Origin of the sequence: Pedobacter faecalis, assembly GCF_030182585.1 — a bacterium.
In the GTDB taxonomy this organism is placed as follows: Bacteria; Bacteroidota; Bacteroidia; order Sphingobacteriales; family Sphingobacteriaceae; genus Pedobacter; species Pedobacter faecalis.
The window spans coordinates 29,513-42,128 of record NZ_JARXOW010000002.1; the positions used below are offsets into that span (position 1 = coordinate 29,513).

The window sequence follows — 12,616 nt, forward strand, 5'->3', positions numbered from 1 at the left end:
ATATGTCTTTTTTAGAAGCCGCGATCATGGAGATAGCTGACCTCGACTTACGTGAACAGTTCCAGGACAGGCTCGATATTGTCCGGCACAAGATAAAATTTATGGACACCGTCCCTGTGGCATGCCTTACTACGCTGAACACTCCGGCTGATGCCGTATTCCCTTTGCTGGAAGCGGTGGGCGGAGAGCCGGTGCTTCCGGAACAGGCCCAGGTTTTACTGTACTGGCAGCATCAGACGGATATCCCCGAACTCATGGGGGCTGTGCCGCAACTGCTGGACGCCCAATGGCCAGCAGTGAAGTATAGCCGGGTTTATTTATGGAAAGACGAGTTCAGCCAACAAACCGAACCTGAGGTACTCGTTTCCGCGCTGGAGCACCTGGCAGAAATGCTATATCCGGGCTTTTTTGTCTTTGGCGGAGAAGGGGAGGTCTGGACCAGCTTTAAAACGCAATAAACTTGCTGATCTGCTGCTCGGTAAACTTCAGCGTATCTTCCTTGAAAAACTGACCATTACTGTCTAGTTCAGATTTGATGTTTGCGATATGCAATCGAAGCGGCAACAAATGGAGATGAAGATAACTGCATACGCCGGCAAAATGATCTATGCCACGCACATTGCCATACTTACCCGAAGATACTCCGACTAATGCCGCTTTTTTGTCATAAAAGCTGTCTGGGAAGTTACAGGCATCAACAAAGGTTTTCAGTACCCCAGGAAAGCTTCCGTTATATTCAGGGATAATGAACAAAAACTTTTGGGTACGGTCTACCATTTCCTGGATTGGCTTAAACGCTGCGCTCCGATGTCCGTACAAATCGGTCGCAATTAAATTGTTGGGCAAATCCTGGAGATCGAAGACCCGGCTTTCCTCTCCCTTTATTCTCAGCTGAGCCTGGTAATAATTGGCCACTTTAAGCGTATTACTAGAAGGTCTGTTGGTGCCGGATATAATCGTAATCATAGCTTTTTGTTGATAAGATGTGCAAAACCCATAGCGCTTTCATACAAGTTTTGTTAATTAGTTTGTATCTTAGCTAATCGTTAAAATGTGCCTGAATGTAGGCAAAAATAGCATTTTTTAAGGATATACCTCCGGGTACTGAGACCAAAACAAATAATAGTTATTAGTAAGAAGATAAATGAGTAAAATAATTGCCCTGGCAAACCAGAAGGGTGGTGTCGGAAAGACCACATCTTCAATCAACCTTGCAGCAAGTCTGGCTGTGTTGGAATACCGAACTTTACTGGTTGATGCCGATCCTCAGGCAAATTCTACTTCAGGTATAGGGTTTGATCCGAGAAGCATTAAGAACAGCATTTACGAATGCATCATTAATGATGTTGATCCCCGGGAAGCCATTCAAAAAACGGAAACCCCCAATCTTGATCTGCTTCCGGCGCATATAGATCTTGTAGGAGCGGAGATCGAGATGATCAATCTTAATAACAGGGAATATAAAATGAAAGCCGTTCTGGAAAGTGTAAAGGACCAGTATGACTTTATCATTATTGACTGCTCTCCCTCTCTAGGTCTGATCACCATAAACGCTCTTACTGCGGCCGATTCGGTGATCATCCCGGTGCAGTGTGAGTATTTTGCGCTTGAAGGACTGGGCAAATTGTTGAATACCATCAAAATTGTTCAAACCCGGCTTAATACCGATCTGGAAATAGAAGGTATTCTGTTAACCATGTACGATGTGCGCCTCCGCCTTTCCAACCAGGTGGTAGAGGAAGTGAAAAGTCATTTTCAGGACCTGGTATTCGAAACGATCATACAGCGGAACACGCGTCTCAGCGAAGCGCCAAGTTATGGGGTGTCCGTGATTATGCACGATGCTAATTGTAAAGGTGCCATAAACTATCTTAATCTTGCACGCGAGATTGTTCGGAACAACGGCATGATAAAGGAAATTGAGGACAGGAGTACAGCGACTATTTAATTAGAATTTTAATGACGTCTTTTCAGCGAAAAACAGGTTTAGGGAAAGGATTAAGTGCTTTACTGGATGATACAGATGCTGTTAATCCGCCAAAGAACGGAGGTCTCCCTGTAGCCGAGCCAAAGCAAACGAACGGCAGCAACCCGATTGGTCATATTCGCATTGCCGACGTTGAAACCAATCCATATCAGCCCCGCACCGAGTTCGATCAGGTAGCGCTTAACGAACTGTCGGAATCGATTAAAGTTCAAGGCCTGATCCAGCCAATCACAGTCAGAAAGCAGGGTCAGGGCAAGTATCAGCTTATCTCAGGAGAGCGGCGGCTTCGGGCATCGAAGCTTGCGGGACTTACGGAAATACCTGCATACATACGCACCGCCGACGATCAGCAGATGCTGGAAATGGCACTCATTGAAAACATACAGCGTGAAAACCTGAATGCGATCGAGGTGGCCCTCAGCTTCCAGCGGATGCTCGAGGAGTGTAATTTAAAGCAGGAGCAATTGGGCGACCGGGTAGGCAAAAACCGGAGCACGGTAACCAACTATCTGAGGTTATTAAAGCTTCCCCCTGCTATACAGGTGTCCATCCGCGATCAGAAAATCTCTATGGGACATGCACGTGCCCTGATAAACGTGAACGAGGAGGATAAGCAACTGTTTATTCATAACGAGATTATCGAAAAAGGGCTGTCGGTACGCAAGGTTGAGGAACTGGTACGCAGCATCAACAGCCTGGAGGTGAAGCCGAAAACCAGGACCTCTTCTGAAACCTTGCCTGAGTATCAGAAACTGCAGCGCGATCTCGCGTCTAAATTTTCTACCAGAGTAAAGCTAAAAGTTAGTGAAAACGGAAAGGGAGCTATCGAAATCCCTTTCGTATCTAAAGACGATCTTAGCCGTATATTAGAGTTATTAGACTGGTAATGCGCAATGTAGTCTTGCTATGTATTTTACTTTGTGGTGCCTTTATTGCCGGGGCTCAGGATCCTGTATCGCCGGTTGTGAAAGACTCCACGGTAAAGGGAACAGATACAGTCAGGAAAAAAGCAGCCTATGTAAACCCGGGAAAGATTGCGGGTAGAAAAGCCGCTTTCCGCTCTATGATGGTGCCTGGCCTTGGACAGATCGGAAACGGCGTCACAGTATATCGTCTGGCTAAAGTAGCCGGTATATATACCGGTGCCACCATGCTAACCCTTTCCTATATAGATAATAACAAAAGCTACAAAGAAGTACTTACTGAACTACAATACCGAGCTGAAAATCCCGGTAAAGTTACGCCTACCGGACGTTATCGAAACTATCCTTCCGAAGGACTGATCCCTGCAAAGGACACCTTTCGGAGGAACCGTGAAGTGGTTATATTTTCGCTGGCGGGGTTGTATCTGCTTAATATTGTTGAGGCCTATATTGATGCCAGGCTCAAATATTTCAATGTGGACGATATTGCCATAAAGATCGCGCCGGATATGATAAACGCGAGTCCGGTATACGGCCTTACAACGCCCGCTCCGGGTATTAAACTTACATTCAATTTTTAACAAGAAACGAACAATATGAAAATAGCACTACTTGGTTATGGTAAGATGGGTCAGATTATTGAGCGCTTTGCTGTAGACAGGGGGCACGAGATAGTTTTGAAGATCACCGTCGATAACAAAGACGATCTTACAGAGACCAACCTGCGTAAAGCTGACGTCGCCATTGATTTTAGTGCGCCAGACGCTGCCATTGCGAATATTTACGCATGCTTCGATGCCAATCTGCCCGTAGTGGTGGGTACCACAGGCTGGTATGGTCAGCTCCAGGAAGTGAAGAATGAGTGCCTGCTGCGTAACAATACCCTTCTCTACGGGTCAAACTTCAGCATAGGGGTCAACCTCTTTTTTCATATGAACAAGATACTTGCAAAGCTGATGAACGACTATCCTGCTTATGATGTCCAGGTGGAAGAGATCCACCATACGCAAAAGCTAGACGCTCCGAGCGGCACGGCCATGACAATTGCCGAAGATATCATAGCTAACCTCGACAGAAAGAGTGAGTGGGTGAACGTCGTTGGCGATGTGCTGCCAGAGGAAGGTATTAAAAAAGAGCAGATGCTGATTGAGTCTTTGCGTATTGAGAATGTGCCCGGAACGCATACTGTACTTTACAGTTCTGAAGTGGACGATATTGAGTTTAAACACACGGCGCACAACCGTTCGGGCTTTGCCCTGGGCGCCGTTGTTGCGGCAGAATGGCTGGAGAAACGTCAGGGTTTTTACAACATCACAGATATATTTAATTTTAAAGGATAGGGAATGAACTGGAAATTCTGGAAGAAAGATACAGCGACCGACAAGCCAAAGAAAAAGAAATCTAAAGGGCGAGAGTGGCTCGACGCGATTGTGTTTGCCGTTATCGCCGCTACGATTATCAGGGTGTTTTTCATAGAAGCCTATACAATTCCTACCGGCTCTATGGAGCGGTCGCTGCTCATCGGCGACTTCCTCTTTGTAAGTAAAGTTAATTATGGTGCACGCATACCGATGACGCCGGTTGCATTCCCGTTTGCGCATCACACGATGCCGATAACCGGTACCAAAGCCTACTGGGAAGGTGTGCAGTGGAAATACCACAGATTGCCAGGATTATCCGACATTAAACACAATGACGTAGTGGTGTTCAACTATCCTCAGGGTGATACCGTAGCCTTAGAAATGCAGGACGCTGACTACTATCAGCTGGTGCGGCACGCCGGCTGGCATGCGGTAAACAGTCAATATACGGTGATAAGCAGGCCGGTTGACAAGCGCGAAAACTATATCAAGCGTTGTATTGGTTTGCCGGGTGATGAAATCAGTATGAAAAACGGACTGGCCTACGTTAATGGGAAGGCCGAAAAATTAAAATCAACAGGTCAGTTTAGCTACGATGTAGAATTTAAAACGACCGATGTCAATTTTAGTGTTTTTGAAGATCTTGGTTTTAAGATACAGGAAGACATTAGTCAGCAGTCGGCCACGGTTTTCCAGTTTAACGGCACAGAACCGATGATGGAAAAAGTGAAGCAACTCGACTTTGTGCAGTCTGTACGCGAGTCGGCCGCCCCTGCCGGACAGCCCGATGCGGATGTGTTTCCTTTCGATACGCGCAGGAACTGGAATGTTGACAACTTTGGCCCAATCAAGATACCTGCCCGTGGCTTGACGGTTCAGCTCGACAGCCTGACAATGCCGCTTTACGAACGCTGCATCCGGATATACGAGGGCAACAAACTGGAAAAATCAGGAAATGGCTGGCTGATTAATGGCAAGCCGGCAACCAGCTATACTTTTCAGATGGACTATTACTGGATGATGGGCGACAACAGACATAAATCGCTCGACTCCAGGTACTGGGGATTTGTTCCCGAAGATCACATCGTCGGTAAAGCGTTATTTATCTGGATGAGTTTCAATTCAGACGGCTCTTTCTTTAGCAAGATCAGGTGGAACCGCCTGCTTAAAGGTATTCACTAGTTTAAAGAGTTTAACCATCATGCGCATAAAGCGCAAAAAACGCCTGAAGCATTTAGCGCTTCAGGCGTTTTTACTTTCTAATAATTTCTATTAGCCCGCACTCGCTGGCGGCTGGAAACAGACTTGGTGTTATCAGGAATCCAGCAAAAAGTAAGCAGTTCGGGCTGAGATCTTCATATACACGATTTGTAAAGATCCTATTACTTTTAAAAAAATTTAATAAGTGTTGTCTTTTATGAAAATAAATGCATAAGTTTGGGTATAGGAACAAACCAAATGGCTTTATTGAACAGGAAAAATTACGACCTCAGCAAGGAAATTATCCGGTGTTTATATTATCACGGTGCGCTCACGCTTACTGAATTAAGCGCTTTAAGCAAGAAAAGCCTCCCCTTGGTTACGAGCATTGTCAACGATTTGGTTGCTGAGGGGTTTCTTATAGAGCACGGCTTGGCGCCTTCTACAGGCGGTCGCCGACCAGCGGCGTTTTTGATCAATCCGGCGAAGCAGCTGTACATTGTAGCTGTAGCGGTGGACCAACTGGTGGCTCAATTTAATATTTACAACTTAAGAAATGAGCCGCAGGTTTCCCCATGTATGATCGACCTCAGCATTGCTGGCGACAAAGATGCGCTCGAGAAGCTGATTACATTTATTGTCGAGAATATTGAGGCCTCCGGTATCCCAGCAGAGTCACTGTTGGGTGTCGGTATCGGAATGCCTGGTTTTGTTGACACCGCGAAGGGCATCAACCATAGCTTCTTTAAGAACTACAAGGGGAAAAGCCTGAGATCTTACCTGAATGAGCGAATCGCCCTGCCGGTTTTTATTGATAACGATTCCAGTCTTATTGCCCTGGCCGAACTAAAGTTCGGTACAGGCAGAGGCCTTAAAGAGGTGTTGGTGGTAAATATCGGGTGGGGTATCGGCCTAGGTATGATCATTAACGGCAAATTGTTCAGGGGGCATAGCGGTCTTGCAGGCGAATTCAGCCATATTCCACTTTCGCAAAGCAACAAACTGTGTTCCTGCGGTAAGCGCGGTTGCCTTGAAGTAGATACTTCCCTGCTCGTACTCGTGGAGCGCGCGCAAGCACAGATGAATGCCGGAGTAAGTTCCAGTTTGGAGAAGCTTTTCACAGACACCTCGAAGTTGCCCGGTGATCACCTGCTGGATGCGGCAAAGTCAGGCGATCCGCTTGCGGTATCTGTGCTTTCTGAAGCTGCATTTCTCATCGGAAAAGGTATTGCCACACTCATACACATCATGAACCCTGAGCTTATCGTATTGAGCGGAAGGGGTGCGAAAGCAGGTAAGATGCTGCTGGCACCAGTCCACCAGGCCATACATGAGTTCTGCATACCCCGGCTTTCGGAGTATACAGATATCAAGGTTTCGGCCCTCGGCTCAGAGTCGGAGTTACTCGGTGCCGCACTGCTTGTTATTGAGAATTGTGAATTCGCGGAAATACAAGTTCAGTTAGAAACAAACAGTAAAAACCAGAATACCAATAATCAGAATACCAATAAAGCAACTAGTCATCAATTATCAACTTAACTTAAACAGGGATGAAACAGATCTATTTTAAATGCCTGGGCATGATCTTACTTTCGATGATTACCTTCGCGGCTTATGCGCAGAGGGTGGTATCCGGAACGGTGAGTGAAACATCAGGTGAAGGAATTCCGGGAGTGACCGTAACCGAGAAGGGTACAACAAACGGCGTGTCTACCGATGCAAACGGTAAGTTTGCGCTGACCGTTAAACCCGGTGCTACTTTGGTAGTGCGGTCAATTGGTTACACCGCACAGGAGATTGCCGTCGGCGAATCGTCAACAATTAATGTTACACTGCAGGAAGACAATACACAGCTCAGTGAAGTTGTGGTAACGGCGCTCGGCATCCGCAGAGAAAGAAAGTCTCTGGGTTACGCTGTACAGGAAGTTAAAGGCGAAACACTTGTAGAAGCACGCGAGCCTAATTTGGTGAACACGCTTTCTGGGAAAGTTGCGGGTTTGCAGGTAACGCGTTCCAGCAATGGGCCGGCAGGATCATCCAGAATAACTTTGAGAGGTAATAACTCTCTGACGGGCGATAACCAGCCACTCATAGTGGTAGACGGTATACCGGTAAGCAATTTTACAGGAGCAGTAAACCCTGGTACTGGAACACTAAACAACGACTACTATAATCCGGCTGCCGACATGGGTAATGGCTTGGGAGATATCAATCCTGAAGACATAGAAAGCGTTTCTGTATTAAAGGGACCATCGGCTGCTGCCCTTTATGGTTCCAGAGCTGGAAATGGAGTAATAATGATTACTACAAAGAGCGGAAAAGCTCAGAAGGGGTTGGGTATCAGCGTTTCATCTACCCTGGGCCTAGAAAGTATATTCACTACTCCCGAAATGCAGAATGTTTTCGGACAAGGCAGTGAAGGAGAACACGATGAATTGTCCAACTTAAGCTGGGGTCCGAAAGCGTCGGGTCAAATTCTTCCTAACTGGGATGGCAGGCAATTGCCGTTGCGCACCTATGATAATATCAGCAATTACATCGGAACAGGTATTAATTCCAATCAAAGTGTTACTTTTCAGCAGCAGCTTGGCGCAACCTCAGTATATACCTCATTCAACCGTTTAGACGACAAAAGTATCATTCCTGGAGCTGAACTGCACCGGACCAACTTGCTGGCTCGCGCCGTGAGTACCTTTGGCAAGGACGACAGGTGGACGACAGATACAAAGATTCAATACAATAATTCGAATGCAGAGAACAGGCCTAACAATGGTGCTAACTATAATAACATTTTTGCTACGCTCTATAATCTTCCCAGATCGCTTGACATTACTCAACTGAGGAACTCTGTGGATGAGAATGGGCAGATGATATGGTATCTGCCAACAGGTAGTACGTACAATCCGTATTGGGCAAAGAACAACAACCTGAATAGTGACGTCCGCGATCGTTATATTCTTACTGGATCTTTGCGATATAAGTTTAACAATTGGCTAAACGCTGAAGTAAAAGGCGGTATGGATAATTACACAACTACTGTGGAAGGTAAGCTTTACGCGGGGGGGCGGCCAACGCCGAATGGGTCGTATAACCTTAGCAAGCAGACGTTCACCGAAACAAATTTCAGTGCCTTAATTTCGGGGCAAAAAGATGATCTGTTAGGTAAACTAGGTGGCTCTTTCAGCGTTGGAGGCAATCTTATGTCACAAAAGAACAATATTTTAGGGGGTAATTCCGGCCAACTTGTTGTTCCGAATCTATTCTCGCTTAACAACGGCGTTAACGCGCCGACAGTAACCCAGGTGTATGCAGAAAAGAAAATCAACTCGGTGTATGGTACTGGTCAGCTAAGTTGGGACGGATACCTTTTCGTTGACGGTACGTTTAGAAACGACTGGACATCTACCTTAAGTCCTAAAAACCGCTCTTACTTTTATCCCTCTGTCAGCGTTTCCTATGTGTTTACCGAGATGCTTACAAGAATGGGTAAAGATATGCCATCATGGTTAAGCTATGGTAAGTTAAGGGCCTCAGCGGCTTCTGTCGGAAACGATCTGAATGCGTATGAACTATACAACACGTATACAATTGGGAAGGACCCTAACGGGAATACGACGGCAAACAGGAACGACGTTTTATACAATCCAGACGTTAAAAATGAATTGATTAAGTCTTATGAGGCCGGTGCCGAACTCCGTTTCTTCAAAAGCCGGTTTGGTTTGGATGTGTCTTTTTACAAGTCAAACGCGACAAACCAACTGATAGAAATTTCCCTAGATCCGTTAAGCGGATACAGACGGAAAAAGATCAATGCGGGTGATGTTCAAAACAAAGGGTTTGAAATCATGCTGGATGCCAATATTTTCCAAAGTCAGACCGGGTTTAACTGGGTTACCTCTGTTAACTTTTCACGCAATAACAATACGCTTGAATACTTGACAGACGACCTGACAAAGTACCCATTAGGCGGATATGATGATGTGCAGGTGATCAGCGAAGTAGGCAAGGGCTATGGTGAAATCTACGGAACTACATTTAGAAGAGTGCCTGATGGGCCGTATGCCGGGCAGCTTCTGCTAACGGCCAATGGGGTGCCTCAGGCTACAGCAGAGGGTTCCAGGCTAGGCAACCAGCAAGCTAAAGCTTTGGCTGGGATAACCAACACTTTTGGATATAAAGGATTCAACCTGTCGTTTTTGGTTGATGGCCGTTTTGGTGGCAAGATATTCTCAAGCACATTGTCGTCTTTACAGCAAAGCGGCGTAGCGGCCAATACGGTCGTAAACGGAGAGAGACAGAGTTTTGTTGTAGACGGTTACATCGCAAATGGTAATACGTATGAAAAAAGTACTATTTCGGTAACACCGCAGGCATACTGGGAAGCTGTCGCCGGGGCCAACAACCTTGGTATAACAGAGGCCAATTTGTACGATGCAACTAATATTCGTTTGAGGAACGTAAACCTGAGCTACAATCTATCATCCAAGCTTTTGGCAAATACGCCGTTGCAGAGAGCTAAAATCGGTGTTTCATGCAACAACGTGTGGTTAATAACAAGCCATATGCGTGGTCTTGATCCCGAGGCAGTGTACGCTACTGGTGGAAATGCCACGGGTTTTGAGGGTACAAGTGCTCCTACAACTCGTACATTCCTGTTTAATTTAACGTTAGGCTTTTAATCTAGTAACTGATAAGATGAAAAATATCCTGAAACAGTCTTTAGTCGTTTTTGCTGTAGCAATTGCGGCAACTTCCTGCAAGAAGTTTGAAGACATTAATGTTAACCCGGTCGCCGCTAGTGAAGATCAGGTACAAGTTGAATATTTCATAAATAACTCCATTATTTCTGCACAGATGAACCCCGATGTCGCGGAACGCTCGTTCGTTTTGTACTGGAAGCCCGCGGGGAGACAGGCGTCGGATTATGATGGCGGCGCGATATCGGCCGGCAGTTATAATGACGGCTGGACAAATGCCTATTACGACCAGGTTGCAAGCTGGTTAAATATGGCAAATACCGCGATTGAAATAGGTAATAAGCAGATTGCAGCGGGCAACGCTAAAACATACACACCCAATCTGGTACAGGTAGCCAGGATATGGCGCGCCTACCTGATGAGCGAAATGTCGGACAACTTTGGTCCCATTCCTATCAAAGGTTTTGAGGGGGCCAACCCGGAGTTTACCGATGTAAAAGCTGTGTACTATTACATTTTAGACGAACTTAAGGATGCCAGTGGAAAATTGGATGTCTCTGTTGTAAATCCGACAGATCTAGGCAAACAAGATCCTGCATACCAATACAACTATGCCAAATGGAAAAAATATGCCACTTCAATGCGCCTGCGTTTGTCAATGCGGCTGTCAGAAGTGGACGCGGACAAAGCCCGTACAGAATTTGAAGCGGCAGCGGCTACTAATGATTTTATCATCGATAACGCAGACAATTTTCAGGTGCAGGAAAAGGATGGCTGGGATCCACTAACTGGCGTAATGAGTCGTTCATGGGATACTCAGCCTTTATCAGCCACATTGAACAACCTGTTTGTAGGTTTGGGCGGCATTAAGTCCGCTGATCTACTTGGTGCCGACTTCCAGTCCGCCATTAAGCCGGCAAACTGGCTTGGACAAAGATTCCCAGATCATTTTGCAACCAAGACAAACGACCCTATGGCTGGCTATTGGTTTAATGGCTTACCGTATTCAATTGATCCGAGGGCGTATAAATTGTTCAGCATCCCAGGTGATATTAACAATCCAAATTATCCAAAGCAAAACGGAAATTATGATATCGTTACCGTGCGAAATCTTAAAGCTCCGGGGGGTGCAATTGCGAAAACTATAGATGCGAAATATACATGGAACGCAAGGGTAGACGGCGACTGGGGTACTAAGGATGCATTAAATGAACTAGTGAATTACGGCGGCACGATGCCGAGAATTAATATGCAGTTCAGAAATAGCACTCAAAAAAGACTATTCTTTGGTCCTTGGGAGACGTATTTCCTATTGGCTGAGGCTGGCGTGAGGGGTTGGAATGTGCCGATTAATGCGCAAACCGCTTACGAGACTGGTATTGCCAGGAGCTTTGAATACTGGGGACTTAATATGGGGTCTTATTTAACTTCTACAGACTATAACCGAGTTGGCACTTCTGTCAGCTGGACACATACCATTGAACCAACCACACGGCAAATGAATTATGAAGATGGATTGTCGGGGGCTGCGGGTACAGTGTCTGTTCCATATCCTAAGAATGATTTATATAAAAACGGCACTGTGAAGAACGATCATCTGACAAAAATTATCACACAAAAGTTTATTGCTCAAACGCCATGGTTACCTTTGGAAACCTGGAGTGATCACCGGCGACTTGGATTGCCCTTCTTTGAAAATCCAGCAATAGAACAGCCAATTAATACGTTACCGGCATTGACGGAGGCTACTTATATGACTGCAAGTACAAAGTATATCCCTCAGCGCTTAAAATATCCATCCAACCTACAAAATAACAACGCTAGCGGCTACGCTCAAGCCGTTGCAGCCCTGGGAGGCGCGGATGCAATACTGACACCTCTTTGGTGGGCACAAAAGCAATAAACCAGACGTTCCACAAAAAAGCCCGGTGCAGTAAGGCCCGGGCTTTTTTAGTTTTAATACCCAAAGTTCAGGGCAAGTCTAAATGCAAGAAAGTTGATGTTCGTGGTATAACGCTCATATCGAAATCCCAGGTCTACTCGGTTTGCGCCGAAAGCGGTAACCTCTGCGCCGACACCTGGAGACAAGGCCAGATAAGTATTGCCATGCTTCACCTGATCGAAAGCCGCGCCGATATCGCCCGCCAGATAGAAAGTTTGATCAAAATAATATCTTGCCCCGCCCTTTAGCAGCAGATACTGATATTTCGGCCGGGGAAAAACCTTTGTGCTGCTTCTCAGGTCGGTTTTGCCCAGTGTCACAGTCCAGTTTATGCGTTCGCTTACCGGGCTCTGAATTTGCAGGGAATAGCCAATGCCACGGCTCTTTTCGCCGCTCAATGCTTCAATACCAAGGCCGATACGTGTGCCGCGCTCACTTACCTGTGCCCTTAACGCAGTGCCGCTGAGTACCAGCACTAGGCTTGTTACCACAAAAATCTTCATATT

At 46.1% G+C, this 12,616-nt stretch carries 11 protein-coding genes; 9 read left to right on the plus strand and 2 right to left on the minus strand.

Translation table 11 applies throughout. The features are described from left to right. Positions 1 to 2 precede the first annotated feature (2 nt). Positions 3 to 458: a substrate-binding domain-containing protein gene (locus QEP07_RS13810; protein WP_256007108.1), complete on the plus strand. Its 456-nt coding sequence runs from the start codon at positions 3 to 5 to the stop codon at positions 456 to 458. On the opposite strand, the gene QEP07_RS13815 is transcribed toward QEP07_RS13810, so the two are convergent. Further along, positions 445 to 966, minus strand: a complete 522-nt coding sequence (locus tag QEP07_RS13815) for an NADPH-dependent FMN reductase (RefSeq protein WP_256007109.1) — start codon at positions 964 to 966, stop codon at positions 445 to 447. The two genes, QEP07_RS13810 and QEP07_RS13815, sit on opposite strands and share 14 nt — an antisense overlap. A 178-nt stretch (positions 967 to 1,144) precedes the next feature. On the opposite strand from QEP07_RS13815, the gene QEP07_RS13820 reads away from it, so the two are divergent. From QEP07_RS13820 to QEP07_RS13855, 8 genes are all read left to right on the plus strand, one after another. Then, positions 1,145 to 1,948, plus strand: a complete 804-nt coding sequence (locus QEP07_RS13820) for a ParA family protein (protein WP_256007110.1) — start codon at positions 1,145 to 1,147, stop codon at positions 1,946 to 1,948. Between the two features lie 11 nt (positions 1,949 to 1,959). Further along, complete coding sequence (locus tag QEP07_RS13825) at positions 1,960 to 2,874, plus strand: ParB/RepB/Spo0J family partition protein (RefSeq protein ID WP_285010773.1); 915 nt, start codon at positions 1,960 to 1,962, stop codon at positions 2,872 to 2,874. Further along, entirely contained in the window at positions 2,874 to 3,491 is a 618-nt protein-coding gene (locus tag QEP07_RS13830; protein WP_285010774.1) for a DUF5683 domain-containing protein, read from the plus strand. Before QEP07_RS13825 ends, QEP07_RS13830 begins: the two co-directional genes overlap by 1 nt. A gap of 15 nt (positions 3,492 to 3,506) precedes the next feature. Beyond that, the gene (gene dapB, locus QEP07_RS13835) at positions 3,507 to 4,250 is read left to right on the plus strand and encodes a 4-hydroxy-tetrahydrodipicolinate reductase (RefSeq protein WP_285010775.1); all 744 of its coding nucleotides are present in this window, start codon (positions 3,507 to 3,509) and stop codon (positions 4,248 to 4,250) included. Positions 4,251 to 4,253: 3 nt separating this feature from the next. Next, positions 4,254 to 5,453 (plus strand): signal peptidase I, encoded by a 1,200-nt coding sequence (gene lepB / locus QEP07_RS13840; RefSeq protein WP_285010776.1) that lies wholly within the window; start codon positions 4,254 to 4,256, stop codon positions 5,451 to 5,453. A 276-nt stretch (positions 5,454 to 5,729) separates the two neighbouring features. Beyond that, positions 5,730 to 7,010: an ROK family transcriptional regulator gene (locus tag QEP07_RS13845; RefSeq protein ID WP_285010777.1), complete on the plus strand. Its 1,281-nt coding sequence runs from the start codon at positions 5,730 to 5,732 to the stop codon at positions 7,008 to 7,010. A gap of 11 nt (positions 7,011 to 7,021) precedes the next feature. After that, positions 7,022 to 10,150, plus strand: coding sequence for a SusC/RagA family TonB-linked outer membrane protein (locus QEP07_RS13850; protein WP_285010778.1), 3,129 nt, complete (start codon positions 7,022 to 7,024; stop codon positions 10,148 to 10,150). A 16-nt stretch (positions 10,151 to 10,166) separates the two neighbouring features. Continuing rightward, the gene (locus tag QEP07_RS13855; RefSeq protein WP_285010779.1) at positions 10,167 to 12,071 is read left to right on the plus strand and encodes a SusD/RagB family nutrient-binding outer membrane lipoprotein; all 1,905 of its coding nucleotides are present in this window, start codon (positions 10,167 to 10,169) and stop codon (positions 12,069 to 12,071) included. A 53-nt stretch (positions 12,072 to 12,124) separates the two neighbouring features. Here the strand turns inward: QEP07_RS13855 and QEP07_RS13860 are convergent, their stop codons facing one another. Further along, positions 12,125 to 12,613 carry a hypothetical protein gene (locus QEP07_RS13860; protein ID WP_285010780.1) on the minus strand — a complete coding sequence of 163 codons (489 nt, stop codon included), beginning with the start codon at positions 12,611 to 12,613 and terminating at the stop codon, positions 12,125 to 12,127. Positions 12,614 to 12,616 lie beyond the last annotated feature (3 nt).

Coding starts and splice junctions, on each gene's coding strand:
- QEP07_RS13815 (WP_256007109.1), bottom strand. CDS start 966: ATGATTACGATTATATCCGGCACCAACAGACCTTCTAGTAATACGCTT.
- QEP07_RS13810 (WP_256007108.1), top strand. CDS start 3: ATGTCTTTTTTAGAAGCCGCGATCATGGAGATAGCTGACCTCGACTTA.
- QEP07_RS13825 (WP_285010773.1), top strand. CDS start 1,960: ATGACGTCTTTTCAGCGAAAAACAGGTTTAGGGAAAGGATTAAGTGCT.
- lepB (WP_285010776.1), top strand. CDS start 4,254: ATGAACTGGAAATTCTGGAAGAAAGATACAGCGACCGACAAGCCAAAG.
- QEP07_RS13820 (WP_256007110.1), top strand. CDS start 1,145: ATGAGTAAAATAATTGCCCTGGCAAACCAGAAGGGTGGTGTCGGAAAG.
- QEP07_RS13850 (WP_285010778.1), top strand. CDS start 7,022: ATGAAACAGATCTATTTTAAATGCCTGGGCATGATCTTACTTTCGATG.
- QEP07_RS13855 (WP_285010779.1), top strand. CDS start 10,167: ATGAAAAATATCCTGAAACAGTCTTTAGTCGTTTTTGCTGTAGCAATT.
- QEP07_RS13860 (WP_285010780.1), bottom strand. CDS start 12,613: ATGAAGATTTTTGTGGTAACAAGCCTAGTGCTGGTACTCAGCGGCACT.
- dapB (WP_285010775.1), top strand. CDS start 3,507: ATGAAAATAGCACTACTTGGTTATGGTAAGATGGGTCAGATTATTGAG.
- QEP07_RS13845 (WP_285010777.1), top strand. CDS start 5,730: ATGGCTTTATTGAACAGGAAAAATTACGACCTCAGCAAGGAAATTATC.
- QEP07_RS13830 (WP_285010774.1), top strand. CDS start 2,874: ATGCGCAATGTAGTCTTGCTATGTATTTTACTTTGTGGTGCCTTTATT.